This is a genomic window from Nonomuraea marmarensis, from assembly GCF_043197025.1.
GTDB lineage: Bacteria > Actinomycetota > Actinomycetes > Streptosporangiales > Streptosporangiaceae > Nonomuraea > Nonomuraea marmarensis.
Genome location: NZ_JBICRM010000012.1, coordinates 234,766 through 250,827, shown reverse-complemented (window position 1 = coordinate 250,827; position 16,062 = coordinate 234,766). Strand labels below are relative to the sequence as shown.

Genomic DNA, 16,062 nt, shown 5'->3' with positions numbered 1-16,062 from the left:
CCAACCACTGCCAGTAGGCGGTCAATTACGGGACCACACGGTCACCGTCTTGTTCCGACCGGAGTCACTTCAACTACCTCGACCGCCACACATGGCTCGTCGGGCTGGGGCGAAGCCCCATTAGCCGTCGATGCTCAGGGCCAGGCGCCGCGCGAGGCCGGTGTTCCTGCGGTGCCCCAGCCGGTGCACCGCCATTTCCAGCGCCTCCCGCTGGCCCACCAGCACCACCCACGCCTTCGCCCTGGTCACCAGCGTGTAGAGCAGCTTGCGGCGCAACATGATCCCCCCGGACTCGGCCACGATCGGTGCGACCACGAACGGGTATTCGCTGCCCTGCGACCGGTGCACGCTGATCGCGTAGGCGTGCGTCAGGTCGTCGAGCTCGTCGAACCCGTATTCCACGCTCTCCCCGTCATCGGTGCGGATCTCGATCGTGCGCTCGGTCGGCGCGACCGCCGTCACCGTGCCGGTCTCCCCGTTGAAGACGCCTTTGTCGTAGTTGTTGCGGATCGGCATGACCCGGTCGCCCACCCGGAAGACGGTGGGCCCCGACCAGTGCTCGGCCTTGTCGTCGGCGGCCGGGTTGAGCTGGTCCTGGATCAGCCGCCCGAGCGCGGTGGCGCCCGTCTCGCCCTTGCGCATCGGGCACAACACCTGCACCTGGTCGGGCTCGACGTTCTGCTTGCGCGGGATCGCGACCATCGCGAGGTGGGCGACCCGCCGGGCCACCTGCTCGGGATCGTCGAGCTCCTCGAACCAGAACCCGCCGCCGGCCGTCCTGACCGGCATCCGGCCGGCGCGGATGCGGTGGGCGGCGTCGATGATGCCGCTGCCGTCCGACTGCCGGAAGACGTGGGTGAGCTGGACCCGCGGGATCGCCGTCACCCGCAGCAGGTCGGCCAGGACGTCGCCGGGCCCGATGCTCGGGAGCTGGTCGCTGTCGCCGATGAGCAGCAGGTGGCTGCCCGAGGGCACGGCCGCGGTGAGCCGGGTGGCCAGGTGCAGGTCGAGCATGGACGCCTCGTCGACCACGATCAGGTCGGCTTGGGAGGGCGTCTCGTCGAACAGCGTCTCCGGGTCGGGGTCGGGCTGCTGGGCCAGCATCCGGTGCACGGTCATCGCGGGCAGCCCGGTCAGCTCGGACAGCCGCTTGGCCGCCTTGCCCGTGGGCGCGGTGAGCGTCACCGTGCCGCCCGCCGCCCTGACGGTGGTCGCGATGGCCTTCACCGTGTGGCTCTTGCCGACCCCAGGGCCGCCGGTGAGGATCGAGACGGTGCTGGTCAGGGCCATGTTGACGGCCGCGCGCTGGTCGTCGTGCAGCTCGGGGTCCTCGCGGAAGGACCGCAGCGGCAACGTCGAACGGGCCCGCGTCAGCCGGGTCAGCTCGGCGGTGAGCGCCATCTCACGGCTGTGCACGTATTTGGCGTACGCGACGGGCACCGCCTGGTCGGGGCCCAGCTCCACCACTACGCGGCGCTCGGCGATGAGCGCGTCGACCATCGGCCGCACCAGGTCCTGGTCCTGCTCGATCAGCTCCGCCGCCTCCCTGACCAGCGCGGACACCGGTACGAAGCAGTGCCCGTCGCGGCTGCCCGCCGCATCCAGCCGGTCGAGCAGCGCCGCCTTGACCCGCTGCGGGCTGCGCTCGGGCACCCCGGACCGCAGCGCGATACTGTCGGCGATGCGGAACGCGATCCCCCTGACCCGCCCGATCAGCCGGTAGGGGTCGGTGGCGAGCACCTCGTCGGCGTCCTGCCCGAACACCTGGTAGATCTTCGCCGCCAGCAGCGGGCTGACCCCGAGCCCCTGCAGCGTCACCATCAGCGCGGCGATCGCCTTCTGCTCCCGCCACGCTTCGACGATCTGCGCCTGCCGCAGCGGCCCGATGTTGACGACCTCGGTGAGCCGCTGGGGCTCGCCGTCGATCACCTTGAGCGTGGCCTCGCCGAAGTGGTCGACGATCGCGTACGCCAGCCGCGGCCCGATCCCCCTGACCAGCCCCGACCCCAGGTAGATCCGGATCGCCCGGACCGACGACGGCGTCACCCGCTCGCACCCGGTCACCGCGAACCGCCGGCCGTAGCGCGGATGCCGGCTCCAGTCGCCGAACAGCTCCAGCGTCTCGCCCGGCTGCACCCCGGCCAGGGCCCGCCCGGTGGCCACGAAGTCGGCCACGCCGTCGGCGCTCATGCGCGCGACGGTGTATTCGTCCTCCCGGACGTAGACGAGCTGCTCGACCGACGCCTCCACAGCAGAGATCCAACCACCCGCCACCGACAAACGGTCACCTGGCAGTGGGGTAGGCGCTTCCCGCTACCTGCGGCGGTCCGCTGAACGCGGCCCACCGTAGGTGCGGGAACCGCTACCTGCGGCGGTCCGCTGAACGCGGCCCACCGTAGGTCTCGGGTTCGGTGTCGTCCCAGGGTTCGCCGTGCAGCGGATGCAGCGCCCTGGTCTCGTCCAGCCAGATGAACGCGTCGTAGCGGCGGCCCACGACCGTGGGCACGTAGTTTCCCCGGCGTTCCCGCTCCGGGTGGTAGACCACGCCGATCGCCCGGTGCCCGAGCGGCTCGTCGTACCAGTCCGGCCGGAGACCGGCGGGCGGGAAGACGAACAGGGACTCGCGCCCGGGAAGGGCCTCGTGCAGCAGCGCCTCCAGTGAGGCGGGGCGCGCGGGCGGGACCGGCATGACGTGGTGCTGGGCGCCCCACTGGTCGCCCGCCACCACGGTGCCCCGGTAGGTCCCGAACCCCACCAGCACCGTGTCGTCGCCGTGCCGCTCGCGGGCGAGCTGCCCGAGGCTGGTCATGCCCGCGGCGGCCATGTCGGTGGCGCGGGCGTCGCCGATGTGCGTGTTGTGCGCCCACACGACGCCCTTGGCCTCGTGGAACTCCGCGAGCCTGGCCATGGTGTCGGCCATGTGGACGTCCCTGACGTTCCAGGATTCCGGGCCGCCGCGCACCATGGCCCGGTAGTAGCGTTCGGCCCCGGCCACGACCTCGGCGTTCTGCCGCACGCCGAGGCCGCTCTCGTCGGTGGGCGCCGTTCGCGCCACGGCGGCGAGCAGGTTCACCACCTCGTCCTCGCACGTGTCCGGGACGAGCCGGGTGGCCAGGCCGTACTGCTGGGGGTCGTGGCCGTAGGACTCGAAGCAGTACAGGGCGTCCATCACCGCGTCGAGCTGGCGCGGCAGGTTGGCGGCGGCGTAGCGGTGCACGGCGCGCAGGGAGTCCCACAGGCTGTAGACGTCCAGGCCGTGGAAGCCGCAGCGCTCGCCGGGCTCCCGCTCGGCGTTCCAGTGCCGCAGCCAGCGGCAGAACTCGACGACCTCCTCGTTCGCCCACATGAACGTGGGCCAGCGGCGGAAGCCGTACAACGCCTCGAAGGGGTCGGTGTCGGAGGTGACGGCCCGGTGCACGCGTTCGCAGTCGGGCCAGTCGCCCTCCACCCCCACGAACCCGAACCCCTTCTCGGCGATCAACCGGCGGGTGAGCTCCGCCCGCCAGGCGTAGAAGTCGTGCGTGCCGTGGCTGGCCTCGCCGACGAGCACGAAACTGGCCTCGCCGATGCGTTCGAGCAGCGGGTCGAGGTCCTGTACCCCGGTGAGCGGCAGCGCGTCGCGCCGTACGTCGAGATCCGTCATTCGTCCTCCTCCGCGAGCATCCGCAGGCATTCGCGGGCCAGCTGGAGCTCCTCCCGTACCTGGACCACCATGACGGGGACGGCGGCGTCGTACGCGCTGACCGGCCCGTCGTCGTGGCGGTTGCCGTGCGCGGGGGGTTCGACGCCGAGCAGGCCGAGGCGGCGGCACACGGCCGCGCGCACCTCGGGCTGGTCCCAGCCGATCTCGCCGGTGAACACGAGGGCGTCGACGCGCCCGAGTGAGGTGGCCGCGGCGGCGATCTCGCGGCTCACCCGGTGGCAGAACACGCCGAGCGCCAGCGCGGCGGCCGCGTCCCCGTCCCGTTCGGCGGCGACCAGCTCGCGCGTGTCGCCCGAGCGGCCGCCCGACAGACCGAGCAGCCCGGAACGCCGTTCGAGCCCGTCGCCCAGCTCGTCGAGCGACAGGCGGCCCTCGGACAACAACCACACCAGCATCCCCGGGTCCACGCTGCCCGAGCGCCGGCTCATGGGCAGGCCGTCCAGCGGTGTGAACCCCATCGAGGTGTCCAGGCTGCGCCCGCCCGCCACGGCGCACACCGAGCACCCTCCGCCCAGGTGCGCCAGCACCAGGTCCAGCTCCGTGACCGGCCGGCCGAGCAGCTCCGCCACCCGGTCGACGGCCCAGGCGTAGGACAGGCCGTGGAAGCCGTAGCGGCGCAGGCCGTACCGCTCGCGCCAGTCGCGCGGCAGGGCGTAGACGGCGGCCTCCTCCGGCAGGCCCGCGTGGAAGGCGGTGTCGGGGCAGAGCACGTGCGGCACGGCGGGCAGCTGCTCGCGGGCGGCGTCCAGCAGGGCCAGCGACGGCGGCAGGTGCAGCGGCGCCAGGCTGATCACGCCCCGCAGCGCCGCGACGGTCTCGTCGTCGGCCACGGCCGGAACGCGTACGAGGTCGCCGCCGTGCACCAGCCGGTGCGCCACGGCCCTGATGTCGCGGCCGAAGTGGCCGCCGAGGAAGGCCGACAGCTCCTCTCCGGCGGAGCCCGGGTCGACGGCCCGCTCGGCGCGTGCGCTGTCCAGCACGCTGCCGCCCTCCACGAGGTCGAGGCGCAGGCTCGACGAGCCGGCGTTGACGGTGAGTATCGCCGCCGACTCCGTGACCTGCTCGTCCATTGCTCGGCTCATGCCCCTCCTCCGTCGCCCGGCTACCCGCCACCGTCTTCACAAAACGGACGCACGGGCATGAACAGCCGGGCCGGTTTTACCGCCCTCAGAGGTTGTCCCGTCGGATGGTCGGGTAGTCGTGCGCCATGAACATCACCCTGCAGGTGAACGGCGTGCCCCATACGGTGGACACCGACCCTCGGATGTCGCTGCTCGACCTGCTGCGCGAACGGCTGGGTCTGATCGGCGCCAAGAAGGGCTGCGACCACGGGCAGTGCGGGGCCTGCACGGTCCTGATCGACGGGCGGCGGGCCAACTCCTGCCTGGCGCTGGCGGTGGCGGTGGACGGCTCGGCGGTGACCACCGTCGAAGGGCTGGCCGAGGGGGACGACCTGCATCCGCTGCAGGCCGCGTTCATCGAGCACGACGCCTTCCAGTGCGGCTACTGCACGCCGGGGCAGCTCTGCTCGGCGGCCGGGATGCTGGGGGAACCGGGGCCGAGCGCCGTCACCGGCGACCTCGTCGTCGATCCGGAGCTGACGCCCGAGGAGATCAGGGAGCGGATGAGCGGCAACCTGTGCAGATGCGGCGCGTACGTCAACATCGTCAGCGCGATCGCCGAGGTGGCGCGGTGAAACAGTTCGAGTACGCCCGCGCGGGCAGCCCGTCGGACGCGGTGAGCAGGTTCCGGCCGGGCACCATGTACCTGGGCGGCGGCACCAACCTGGTGGACCTCATGCGGCTGGGCGTGGCCGAGCCGGAACAGCTGGTGGACGTCAGCCGCCTGCCGCTCAACACGATCGAGCCGGTCCGCGACCGGGTCCGCATCGGCGCCGCCGTGCGCAACAGCGACCTGGGGGCCGACCCGCTGGTGCGCGCCCGCTACCCGATGCTGGCGCGCGCGGTGCTGGCCGGCGCGTCGGGGCAGGTCAGGAACATGGCGACGGTCGGCGGCAACCTGCTGCAACGCACCCGCTGCGGCTATTTCCAGGACGTGAGCCGGTCGTGCAACAAGCGGCGGCCCGGCTCCGGCTGCCCGGCGATCGAGGGCGACCACGCGAACCTCGCCATCCTCGGCAGCTCGGACTCCTGTGTGGCGACCCACCCGTCGGACATGGCGGTCGCGCTGGCCGCGCTGGACGCCGAGGTGCACGTCACGGGCCCCGGCGGCGACCGCATCATCCCCATGCCCGGGCTGCACCGCCTGCCGGGCGACCTGCCGCACCGGGACACCGTGCTGGAGGCCGGCGACCTGATCACCGCTGTGGAGTTGCCCCCGCCGCCGCCCGGCGCCACCGCCTACCGCAAGGTACGCGAGCGGGCGTCGTTCGCGTTCGCGCTCGTGTCCATCGCCGCCGTGCTCGACGTCCGCGACGACGGCGTGGTCGGCGACTGCCGCATCGCGCTCGGCGGCGTGGCGCACGCCCCCTGGCGGGCGGAACGCGCCGAGCGGGCCCTGATCGGCGGCCCCGCGACCGGCGAGGCGTTCCTGGCCGCCGCCGAGGACGAGCTCGAACAGGCCCGCCCGCTGCCGCGCAACGCCTTCAAGGTGCCGCTGGCCCGCAATCTGATCGTCCGCACGCTGGAGGAGCTGGCCTCGTGAACCGCATCGAGGGCCGCGTCAAGGTCACGGGGCTGGCCACGTACGCCGCCGAATACCCGGTCGAGGGCGTCATCTACGCCTACCCCGTGCAGTCGCGGCTGGCCAAGGGCCGCATCGCCCGCGTCGAGGACGGCGAGGCGCTCGCGATGCCCGGCGTGCTGGCCGTGTTGTCCGGCGAGGACCCGCCCGAGCTGGGCGCGGGGGCCGAGGGCGAGCTGGCGTTGTTCCAGAGCCGCGAGGTCGCCTACCGCGGCCAGCTGGTCGCCGCCGTCGTCGCCGACACCTACGAGAATGCCCGCGCCGCCGCCGCGGCGGTCCACGTCGAGTACGAGCCGCAGGCGCACGACGTGCATCTCAGCGCCGACCACCCCGGCCTCTACCGGCCCGATCACGTCAACCCGGACTTCCCCACCGACACCGGGCACGGGGACGTCGAGGCCGGGCTGGCCGGGGCCGCGACCACCATCGACGTCATCTACACCACGCCGGTCATGCACAACAACCCGATGGAGCCGCACGCCGCCCTGGCCTACTGGGACGACGTGGGCAGGCTGATGGTCTACGAGACGTCGCAGGGGGCCGCCGCCAGCCGCGACCTCATCGCCAGGACGTTCGGCCTGCCGCCGGACGGGGTGCGGGTGGTGTCCAGGCACGTCGGCGGCGGCTTCGGCTGCAAGGGCACCACCAGGCCGCAGGCCGTGCTGGCCGCGATGGCCGCCAGGGCGGTCGGCCGGCCGGTCAAGGTCGTGCTGACCAGGCAGCAGATGTACGACGTCACCGGCTACCGCACGCCCACGATCCAGCGGCTGCGGATGGGCGCGGACGCCGACGGCAGGCTCACGGCGCTGGAGCACGTGGCGTACGAGCAGAGCTCCACGCTGGTGGAGTACGCCGAGCAGACCACGACCCCGACCCGCGTCATGTACGGCACGCCCGCGCTGCGCACCGCGCACCGGTTGGTCCGGCTGGACGTGGCCACCCCGTCGTGGATGCGCGCCCCGGGGGAGTGCCCCGGCATGTACGCGCTGGAGTCCGCCATGGACGAGCTGGCCTACGCCACCGGCCTGGACCCGGTCGAGCTGCGCGTGCTCAACGACCCGGAGACCGAGCCGGACAGCGGCCTGCCGTTCAGCTCCCGCAACCTGGTCGCCTGCCTGCGCGAGGGCGCCCGCCGCTTCGACTGGGACCGCCGCGACCCCGAGCCGGGCGTCAGGCGCGACGGGGAGTGGCTGGTCGGCACCGGGGTGGCCGCCTCCACCTACCCGGCCAGGCGCAGCCCGTCGAAGGCCGTCGCCACCGTCCAGGACGGCGAGTTCCACATCCGGCTGGCCGCCGCCGACATCGGCACCGGCGCGCGTACCGTGCTCACCCGGGTCGCGGCCGGCACGCTCGGCGTCGCCCCCGACCGGGTGCACGTCGAGCTCGGCGACAGCGACCTGCCCGACGCGCCCCTGGCCGGCGGCTCGATGGGCACGGCCTCGTGGGGCTCGGCGGTCGTACGCGCCTGCGAGGACCTCCAGCGCGACGGCAAGGAGGGCCGCGCCGACACCACGCAGGAGATCAAGGGGGACGCGAAGCTCGCCCGGCACGCCTTCGGCGCCCAGTTCGCCGAGGTGCGGGTCAACGCCGTCACCGGCGAGGTACGGGTGCCGCGCCTGCTCGGCGTGTTCGCCGCCGGCCACATCCTGGACGCCGAGCTGGCCAGGTCGCAGTTCGTCGGCGGCATGACGATGGGCCTGGGGATGGCGCTGATGGAGGAGACGTACACCGACGAGGAGTCCGGCGGCTTCCTGCGGCGCGACCTGGCGCAATACCACGTCCCCGCCTGCGCCGACGTCGAGGGCGTCGAGGCCGTCTGGGTGGACGAGCAGGACGACGACCTCAACCCGATGGGCAGCAAGGGCATCGGCGAGATCGGCATCGTCGGCACGGCCGCCGCCATCGGCAACGCCGTGTTCCACGCCACCGGCCACCGCGTGCGCGACCTGCCGATCACGCCCGCCAAGATCCTCATGCCGAGGTTTTAGTGTTCTACGTGGCGCTGATCAGCGCGGCCACCGCCGCCGCGCAGGCACGGCCACGGTTGACCCGAACGTCACCAGTCCCTGGTGCGGGACTGGTGACGTCCGGGATCAGGTCTTGGCGGCGCAGGCGCCGGGCTTCGGCGCCCTGGCCGTGATCAGGTAGCGGTCGATCTGCCGCTCCAGGCAGGACGAGCCGCCACGGTACGCGGTGTGGCCGTCGGCGTCGTTGGTGAGCAGCACGCCCTTGTCCAACTGCGCGGCCAGCGCCTGCGCCAGCTTGTACGGCGTGGCGGGGTCACGGGTCGTGCCCACCACCACGATCGGCGGCGACCCCTTGGCGTGCACCTTCCTGGTGAACCTCTTGCCCTTGACCGGCCAGTACGGGCAACGCGACTCGGGGTGGTCGACGCAGCTGATGGCCGTGAGCGCCTCGTACTGGTTGGCGTAGCTGCCGTCGGGCCGCCGCCCGTTGTACCCGTCGGCGAGCTGCAGCAGGTACGCGCCGTCGCCCTTGAACGCCGTGGTCAGCGCCAGCCGCAGGCTCGGCCAGGAGGACGTCGAGTACAGCGCGCTCATCACGCCGGTGCGCACCACGGCCTCGCTGACCTGGCGGCCGTCGTAACCGTTGCGCAGCGGGGCCCGGTCGGCCCGCTTGTACAGCGCCTCGAGCTTCTTCAGCGCCGCGCCCACCGTGTGCTTCTTGAACGGGCAGTCCTTGGCCTTGAAGCAGTCGCGCAGGAACGACTCCTGCGCCACCCGGAAGCCGAGGGCCTGGGACTGGACGAACTCGGCGCCCGTCTGGCTCGGGTTCTCGGCGCCGTCGAGCACCATGGCGCGGATCCTGGCCGGGAACAGGTCGGCGTACCTGGCGCCGAGGTAGGTGCCGTACGACCAGCCGAGGTACGTCAGGCGCCGCTCACCCAGCGCGGCCCGCATCACGTCCATGTCGCGCGCGGTCTCACCCGTGCCGACGTGCGCGAGCAGTTCCGTGCCCGCGTTGGCCTCGCACGCCTTGGCGAAGGTCTTGTTCCACTGCCTGGCCAGCTTGACCTCGGCACGGGTGTCGGGCGTCGGATCGGTGGCGAACAGCGCGTCCAGCCCGAGCGTGCCCAGGCACCGCACGGGCGACGACCCGCCCACGCCGCGCGGATCGAAACTGACCACGTCGAACCGCTGGCGAATGGACGCCGACACGATCTCCTTGCTCGCCTTGAGCGAGTCCACACCGGACATGCCGGGGCCGCCGAAGTTGAGCACGATCGACCCGATCTTCTTCCCGGTCGCCCGGAGCCGAACCATGCTGATCTTAATCTGCTTGCCACCGGGCTTCGAATAGTCCAGTGGAACCTTTAACTTGGCGCATTCGTACCCGCTGCCGCACCCTGACCAGGCCAGCCGCTGCCCGTAGTAGTCGGTGACCCGGTCAGCCGTCGTGGCCCGCGCCGTACCGGCCAGACCGGCTACGGTGATCAAGGCTGCGATGACGGGCGAAATAATGGTGATGAAACGTCGCATAAAGCAACGCTGAAGGGCAAGCCTTGCGGCGCCCTTTAAGGGCGCTGGAATAGATCACTTGCAAGAAGCCCCGCGGATCAGGCGCCGGCGCTCCGGGGCAGGAGCGCGTCGCCGAGCAGGCGCCAGTACGGCATCGCGGACCGGCCCGGCTCGATCCCGATCACCTGCACGCCGACGTGGTCGGCGCCGGCCTCGACATGGGTGTGGAGCTTCTCGGCGATGGTGTCCAGGTCGCCCCAGAACACGAGGTCGTCGACGAAGCGGTCGCTGCCGCCGTCGGTGAGCTCCTCCTCCGCGTAGCCCAGCCGGCGGAACTTCGCGATGTTGTACCTGGTGTTCAGGTACGGGTGCAGGTGCTCGCGCGCGATCGCACGGGCCTTGCCAGGGTCGGACTCGAACAGCACCGCGTGCTCGACCCCCAGGAACGCGTCCGGCCCGAGGATCTCCCGCGCCTGCGCGGTGTGCCCCACATTCACGTGATAGACGTGCGCGCCGGCAGCGCGGTCGCGAGCCAGCTCGAGCATCTTCGGTCCGTACGCGGCCAGGAGGCGGTGCATCGGAGCCTTCGGCGTGGGGTTAGGCGTCTTGAGCGCATCCAACTCGTCGAGATACTCGATCATGGCCGCCATGGGCTTGGTCCCCGGCCGCGCGTCGCCGAATCCCAGGCCGAGCACATGCCGGTTGGGGTAGGCGTCGGCCAGGAGGAGGGCGGCGCCGTACGTCCACCGGGCCTCGCGCGACCAGATCTGGGCGATGCCGTTGATGACGTGCATCCGCTCGGTGCAGGAGAGCAGATAGCCGGCGTGCGTCAGCGCCTCGCGCCCGAGGAGCTCGGGAATCCAGAACGCCCGCCATCCCCGCTCCTCGAGCTCCTGAATCGACGCGCGCAGCCGCGCGGCCGGCTGGTACTCGAAGTCAAAGGTCCAGACCCCGAACGTGCCAAGATCCAGGCCATCGATGCTGCCCATCGGACATCTCCTCATGTAGGTCGCCGTCAGAACATATCGGACTATCGTAGATTAACGATATGAGAGGCAACCCGGCGAGCTGCTGCGGCACCTGGACGACCGCGCTCAGGCCATCGGCCGGGCCCACCGCGCCGGCCGCACCCAGCCCCCCGCGAAAAAACAAAGCTGTTCATGGCGATTCTTCCGATATTTCGCGGCCGGTCAAAGAATCCGGCGGCCCGGCCGGCGACGGCCGGGAAAAGGAAACGGGCTTCGCCGGAATACCTGCGAAGCCCGTAGACCGCGTTTTGGAACACGGCATTTCGAGGCGGCGTACTAGTCCGCCGAGCTGCCGAGGAAGGCCTGGTTGTAGCCGTTGTGGTAGTACCAGGTGTCGATGGCCGCGCCCTGCGCGCCGCTCGCGCCGAGGACCTCCATGTACAGGCCGCTGGCCACGTTCTTGATCGGGTAACCGAGCAAGTTGCCCGGGTTCAGGGTGGTGTCCCAGAGCTGGAGGTCGGTGCCCTTGCAGCGCCACTGGTAGAGCTGATGGGAGGCGCCGCCGTCGCTGGTGATGCACTTGCCGCTGTGCCGGTTGACGATCTGGAAGTGCGATCCGACCGGCTGGAACTGCCAGACCTGATTGTCGCCCGACAAGGACCACTGGATGATCTTGGCGCCGTCTCCCATGGAGGCCCCGTCGACGTCCAAGTACAGGAACGGGTTGGACACCGGAGAGAGCCGGACATTGAAGCCGCTGGCGGCGGTGGCGGCGGTGGCGGTGCCGGCGGTGCCGGCCAGCATTGCGGCGGCGGAAATGGCGCCGGCGGCCACGATGGTCGATGCCTTCTTGAGCGAGGTCTTGAACATTTTATGGCTCCTATCGAATTCTTCCGGTCGAGTTACCGGGTGGCGAAATGAACGTTATTCGCTAAGGAGCCGGCCGCACTTCGGGCAACAACCTTATTCGTGGCCTAGGCCGTACCTTAGATCTGTACGGACTCCCCCCTAGCCGCGAGCTGCCAAGGCATCGGCCGCGCTTCGTACGGCAGCCTGCCTACGGCGTCTGCCGTACGTCGGATCTGTACAGGATTGTCGGCAGATGCGAGGGTGGCGAGCATGCGCGCGATGGCGGTCAGCCCGGTCTTCGTGGGACGACAGGAAGAGCTCGCGACCCTGGCGAGCGAGCTGTCCAGAGTACGGGCGGGACGCGCCTGTTTCGTCCTGGTCGGTGGCGAAGCGGGCATCGGCAAGACGCGTCTGGTCGACGAGGCGATCCGGCTGGCCGAGACGTCCGGCCTTCGCGCCCTCACCGGCCGCTGCGTGGAGCTCGGCCCGGAAGGGCTGCCGCTGGCGCCGCTGGCCGAGGCGTTGCGGGCGCTGACCCGGTCGGCCTCGCCGGAGCAGGTGGACGCGTGGCTGGGGCCCGCCCGGGGCCCGCTGGCCCATGTGCTGCCCAGCCTGGAACCGATCCCCGGCACGGCCGCCGATCAGGCCGCGCACCTTCCCGAACTGGTGCTGGGGATGATCGAACGGCTCAGCGCGGACCGGCCGCTGATGCTGGTCCTGGAGGACCTGCAGTGGGCCGATCAGACCACCCTGAGCCTGCTCACCTACCTGGTACGGACCCTGCGCGAGGCCCCGGTGCTGATGGTGGGGACCTACCGCTCCGACGAGATCCACCGCAGGCATCCGCTGCGCCCGCTGCTGAGCGGCTGGGAGCGGATGCGCGAGGCACGCCGCCTGGAACTGACCAGGTTCCGCCGCGACGAGGTGGCCGCCCAGGTCGCGGCCATCCTCGGCCGGCCCGCCGACCCCGGCACGCTCGACCTGGTCCTGGATCGTTCCGAAGGGAACGCCTTCCTGGTCGAGGAGATGGTGGAGGTGGTGCGCGACGGCGGCGGCGATGCAGCGGGGCTGTCCCCGATGTTGCGCGACCTGCTGCTGATCCGCGCCGAGGCCCGCTCGGCGGCGGCCCAGCGGTTACTCCGGGCGGCGTCGGCGGCCGGGCGGCAGGTGCCCGAGCGGCTGCTGGCGGCAGTGGCCGGGATGGAGCCGGCCGCGCTGTTCGAGGCGCTGCGCGAACTCGTGGAGAACCATCTGCTGCTGGTGGACGAGGGCGGCCAGGGGTACGCCTTCCGGCACGCCCTGGCCAGGGACGCGGTCTATCACGACCTGCTGCCCGGCGAGCGGGCCGGCTGGCACGTGGCGTACGCGCGGGCGCTGTCGGCCAATCCCGATCTGGCCGCCGATCAGGCGGAGGTGCCGGCAGCGCTGGCCCATCACTGGCTGGCCGCGCTGGACCTGCCCGCGGCGCTGCCCGCGCTGCTGGCAGCGGCCCAGGCGTCGGCGATGTACGCGCCGGCCGAGCAGCTCACGCACCTGGAGCGGGCTCTGGAGATCTGGCCTCGGGTGCCGGACGCCGCCGCGCTGACCGGTACCGATTTGATCGAGGTGCTGACGGCGGCCGGGGACGCCGCCTACCGGGCCGGATCGGTGGACCGGTCACGCTCCTTGGTGGGCCAGGCGCTGGCCGAGCTGGGCGAGAGCGGCTCGCACTCCCGGCGGGCACTGCTCATGTGGCGCAGCGGGCGCACGCTGCTCGACCTGGGACAGCATGACGAGAGCATCTCGATCCTGCGGGCGGCGCTCGACCTGCTGCCCGCCGAGCCGCTGGAGTACGCCCACGCGGCGCTGCTGACCGCGCTCGCCGCGACGTACCTGCGCGAGGGGTCCATGGACGAGGCGGCGGCCGTCGCCGAACGCGCGGTGGCCGTGGCCATGGCGGTGGATGCGCGCACCGAGCAGGCCGAGGCCCTCGTCACACTGGGCTCGGCGCAGGCGTTCCTAGGCAAGGCTGAGGCCGCCCTGGACACGCTGCTGGAGGGGCTGCGCCTGGCCGAGCGGATCGGCGCGGTGGAGACGGCGATGCGCGGCTGGCTCAACTCCAGCGACGTGCTGGAGATGTTCGGCCACCACCAGAAGGCGATCGACAGCGCGAACGCGGGCCTGGAGCTGGCCCGGCGCACCGGCAGCGTCCGCACCTACGGCGCTTACCTGGCCGGGAACGTGATCGAGTCCATGGTGCGCCTGGGGCGCTGGCAAGAGGCGCGGCGGGCGATCGTGCAGGCGCTACGCAGCGAGCCGGAGGGCCTGTTCTTCGCGTCCCTGCTCGTACAGGCGGCGCATATCGCCGTGCTGAGCGGGCAAGGCGAGGAGGCCGCCCGGATCGCCGCCCAGGCCCGGGCCCTGGTGATCGACTCCCACGAGCTCCAGTTCCTGCAACCGCTGGCCGCCGACCTGGCCGAGGCACAGCGCCTGGCCGGCGACCTGGACGGTTCCATGACGACGATCATGGGAGCGATCCCGCGTCCCGGCCACGTCCATCTGGCCCGCTTCTCTCTGCCGCTCATCTGGCTGGGCATCAGGATCGGGATCGATCGCGCGATCCTGGCCCGCGACAGGCGCGCGGCCGGCCCGTCCGACGAGGTCGTCGAACGGCTGGTCACAATGGCCGGCGAGCTGTCCCCGATCACCCCCGCCGACCGGGGGTACGCCCTGGCGATCACAGCCGAGCAGACCCGGCTCCCACAGGCTGGTCCCCCGTCCAGCCAGGAGTGGCGCGGCGCCGTCACGGCCTGGCGGGCCGCGGCTGAGCCGTACATGCTGGCCTACTGCCTGTTCCGGCTGGCGGAGCAGCAGTGCGCCACGGGTGATCGCGGCGAAGCGGTGCAGGCGGCCGCCGAGGCGTACCGGCTGGCCGCGGGACTGGGCGCCGAGCCGCTGTCCGGCGAGATCGACGCCCTGGCCAGGCGGGCCCGGCTGGTGCTCACCGACAAGGCGCCCGAGGAGCCGGCGCCCGCCCCGCCGGATCCGATGGCGCAGTTCGGCTTGACCGAGCGCGAGCGCGAGGTCCTCGGCCTGCTCGCCGCCGGGCGGTCCAACGCCCAGATAGCGGCGGAGCTGTTCATCAGCCCCAAGACGGCGAGCGTGCACGTGTCCAACATCCTCGCGAAGCTGGGCGTGACCGGCCGGGTCGAGGCCGCCGCCCTGGTCCACCGGCTTGCCGGAGTCCAGATCCCGGCCAAGGGCACCTGAACCGGCTCCATGGACGGAAACCTATGGGACGTTCAGAGCGTCTGCCCGAGCACCGCGACGAGCTGGGCGATGCGCTGCTCATCGCGCTTGTAGTGGGTCCACTTGCCCACGCGCGTCGCCTGCACCAGGCCCGCTCGCTGCAGTTCGGCCATGTACGCCGACACCGTCGACTGGGCCAGCCCCGCCTTGGCCTGGATGTGGCTCACGCACACCCCCACCTCGACCGGGTCGGCGATCGCGCCCTCCGGCGAGAAGTGACGCTCGGGCTCGCGCAACCACGACAGCAGCTGCAGTCGCATCGGGTTCGCCAGTGCCCGCAACGCGCGGACCAGGTCGAACTCCAGTGAAACCACAGTCTCCGCCATAGACCCAGAATAGAGGTCATTGCCGACGTTTCGTACTACTTCGATATGAACGAGGATGCGCGCGCTGAGCTTCAAGAGCACCCTGTACACCGAGCGCCCCGCCTGAGCGGTCAGTACCAGTAGACCAGGCGCCACTGCTGGCTGGTGCCGTTCCAGTTGTCCCACAACTGCATCGGGGTGCCGTTGGGGCCGATGTTCTCCAGCTTCGGATCCAGCACCCGGCCGTTGGCCGTCCAGATGGGGCCGGTCGGGTTGTCGTTCGGGCCGACGTACCAGAGCTGGTTGAGGTTGTCGAAGTTGTGCCAGCAGTTCCAGGCGACGACCCAGGTGCCGTTGCCGCCGTTCCAGACGGCGTCGACGCACTGGCCGTCCCACGCGTTGATCAGCAGGAACCTGTTGTTCCTCGGGTCCTTGCGGAGGTACCACTGCTGGTTCCACTGGCCGCGGCCGTAGCAGTCCCACAGCTGGAGCCGCGTGCCGTTCGGGGCCGCCGCGCCGCCCGGTTGTGCGGGCGCGTCCAGGCAGCGGTTGTTGTAGACATTCCGGATCTGGAACGGGCCGACGCTCCCGGGTGGCGGGGTGATCGGGCTGGTCGGCGGCGCCGCGTGCGCCGGGGCGGCCACGACGAGGGCGAGCAGGAGGGCGGCGGCTGCGAGCACGTACTTCACGGAACATCACTCCTCATGACGTGTCTGTGAAGAGGATCGGCCGCGCCGGCTGCGTGCGCCTGAGTAGGGCCTACCCAG

12 protein-coding genes are annotated in these 16,062 nt (G+C 71.5%); 4 read left to right on the top strand and 8 right to left on the bottom strand.

Translation table 11 applies throughout. The features are described 5' to 3' along the window. Nucleotides 1-120: 120 nt before the first annotated feature. The 3 genes from recD2 to ACFLIM_RS22040 all read right to left on the bottom strand — a co-directional run bounded on the left by recD2 (nt 121) and on the right by ACFLIM_RS22040 (nt 4,785). Nucleotides 121-2,250: an SF1B family DNA helicase RecD2 gene (recD2, locus tag ACFLIM_RS22050; protein WP_393168241.1), complete on the bottom strand. Its 2,130-nt coding sequence runs from the start codon at nt 2,248-2,250 to the stop codon at nt 121-123. A 112-nt stretch (nt 2,251-2,362) separates the two neighbouring features. After that, the gene (locus tag ACFLIM_RS22045; protein WP_393168239.1) at nt 2,363-3,643 is read right to left on the bottom strand and encodes an erythromycin esterase family protein; all 1,281 of its coding nucleotides are present in this window, start codon (nt 3,641-3,643) and stop codon (nt 2,363-2,365) included. After that, a complete protein-coding gene (locus ACFLIM_RS22040) occupies nt 3,640-4,785 on the bottom strand; it encodes an acetate/propionate family kinase (protein ID WP_393168237.1) in 1,146 nt (381 codons plus the stop codon). The genes ACFLIM_RS22045 and ACFLIM_RS22040 overlap by 4 nt, the downstream gene beginning before the upstream one ends. A 125-nt stretch (nt 4,786-4,910) precedes the next feature. Here ACFLIM_RS22040 and ACFLIM_RS22035 point away from each other — a divergent pair, with 125 nt between their 5' ends. From ACFLIM_RS22035 to ACFLIM_RS22025, 3 genes are read left to right on the top strand one after another with little or no spacing between them, the layout of a single operon-like run. Then, nucleotides 4,911-5,399, top strand: a complete 489-nt coding sequence (locus ACFLIM_RS22035) for a (2Fe-2S)-binding protein (RefSeq protein WP_393168235.1) — start codon at nt 4,911-4,913, stop codon at nt 5,397-5,399. Further along, nucleotides 5,396-6,367 (top strand): FAD binding domain-containing protein, encoded by a 972-nt coding sequence (locus ACFLIM_RS22030; protein WP_393168233.1) that lies wholly within the window; start codon nt 5,396-5,398, stop codon nt 6,365-6,367. Before ACFLIM_RS22035 ends, ACFLIM_RS22030 begins: the two co-directional genes overlap by 4 nt. Beyond that, the gene (locus ACFLIM_RS22025; protein WP_393168230.1) at nt 6,364-8,394 is read left to right on the top strand and encodes a xanthine dehydrogenase family protein molybdopterin-binding subunit; all 2,031 of its coding nucleotides are present in this window, start codon (nt 6,364-6,366) and stop codon (nt 8,392-8,394) included. The genes ACFLIM_RS22030 and ACFLIM_RS22025 overlap by 4 nt, the downstream gene beginning before the upstream one ends. A gap of 105 nt (nt 8,395-8,499) precedes the next feature. Here ACFLIM_RS22025 and ACFLIM_RS22020 read toward each other — a convergent pair whose 3' ends face one another. From ACFLIM_RS22020 to ACFLIM_RS22010, 3 genes are all read right to left on the bottom strand, one after another. Further along, nucleotides 8,500-9,906 (bottom strand): alpha/beta hydrolase, encoded by a 1,407-nt coding sequence (locus tag ACFLIM_RS22020; RefSeq protein WP_393168228.1) that lies wholly within the window; start codon nt 9,904-9,906, stop codon nt 8,500-8,502. Between the two features lie 77 nt (nt 9,907-9,983). Then, a complete protein-coding gene (locus ACFLIM_RS22015; RefSeq protein ID WP_393168226.1) occupies nt 9,984-10,874 on the bottom strand; it encodes a TIGR03620 family F420-dependent LLM class oxidoreductase in 891 nt (296 codons plus the stop codon). Nucleotides 10,875-11,189: 315 nt separating this feature from the next. Beyond that, on the bottom strand, nt 11,190-11,723 hold the full coding sequence (locus ACFLIM_RS22010) for an RICIN domain-containing protein (RefSeq protein WP_393168224.1): 534 nt from the start codon (nt 11,721-11,723) through the stop codon (nt 11,190-11,192). Between the two features lie 249 nt (nt 11,724-11,972). Here ACFLIM_RS22010 and ACFLIM_RS22005 point away from each other — a divergent pair, with 249 nt between their 5' ends. Further along, nucleotides 11,973-14,951 carry a helix-turn-helix transcriptional regulator gene (locus ACFLIM_RS22005; protein WP_393168222.1) on the top strand — a complete coding sequence of 993 codons (2,979 nt, stop codon included), beginning with the start codon at nt 11,973-11,975 and terminating at the stop codon, nt 14,949-14,951. Between the two features lie 32 nt (nt 14,952-14,983). Here ACFLIM_RS22005 and ACFLIM_RS22000 read toward each other — a convergent pair whose 3' ends face one another. Beyond that, complete coding sequence (locus ACFLIM_RS22000; protein WP_393168221.1) at nt 14,984-15,316, bottom strand: ArsR/SmtB family transcription factor; 333 nt, start codon at nt 15,314-15,316, stop codon at nt 14,984-14,986. Between the two features lie 110 nt (nt 15,317-15,426). Further along, nucleotides 15,427-15,984, bottom strand: a complete 558-nt coding sequence (locus ACFLIM_RS21995) for an RICIN domain-containing protein (protein ID WP_393168219.1) — start codon at nt 15,982-15,984, stop codon at nt 15,427-15,429. Nucleotides 15,985-16,062 lie beyond the last annotated feature (78 nt).

Excerpts from the sequence above, each read along its gene's own strand:
- ACFLIM_RS22005 (WP_393168222.1), top strand. The coding sequence starts at position 11,973 with ATGCGCGCGATGGCGGTCAGCCCGGTCTTCGTGGGACGACAGGAAGAG.
- ACFLIM_RS22000 (WP_393168221.1), bottom strand. The coding sequence starts at position 15,316 with ATGGCGGAGACTGTGGTTTCACTGGAGTTCGACCTGGTCCGCGCGTTG.
- ACFLIM_RS22040 (WP_393168237.1), bottom strand. The coding sequence starts at position 4,785 with ATGAGCCGAGCAATGGACGAGCAGGTCACGGAGTCGGCGGCGATACTC.
- ACFLIM_RS22045 (WP_393168239.1), bottom strand. The coding sequence starts at position 3,643 with ATGACGGATCTCGACGTACGGCGCGACGCGCTGCCGCTCACCGGGGTA.
- ACFLIM_RS22010 (WP_393168224.1), bottom strand. The coding sequence starts at position 11,723 with ATGTTCAAGACCTCGCTCAAGAAGGCATCGACCATCGTGGCCGCCGGC.
- ACFLIM_RS22020 (WP_393168228.1), bottom strand. The coding sequence starts at position 9,906 with ATGCGACGTTTCATCACCATTATTTCGCCCGTCATCGCAGCCTTGATC.
- ACFLIM_RS22035 (WP_393168235.1), top strand. The coding sequence starts at position 4,911 with ATGAACATCACCCTGCAGGTGAACGGCGTGCCCCATACGGTGGACACC.
- ACFLIM_RS22015 (WP_393168226.1), bottom strand. The coding sequence starts at position 10,874 with ATGGGCAGCATCGATGGCCTGGATCTTGGCACGTTCGGGGTCTGGACC.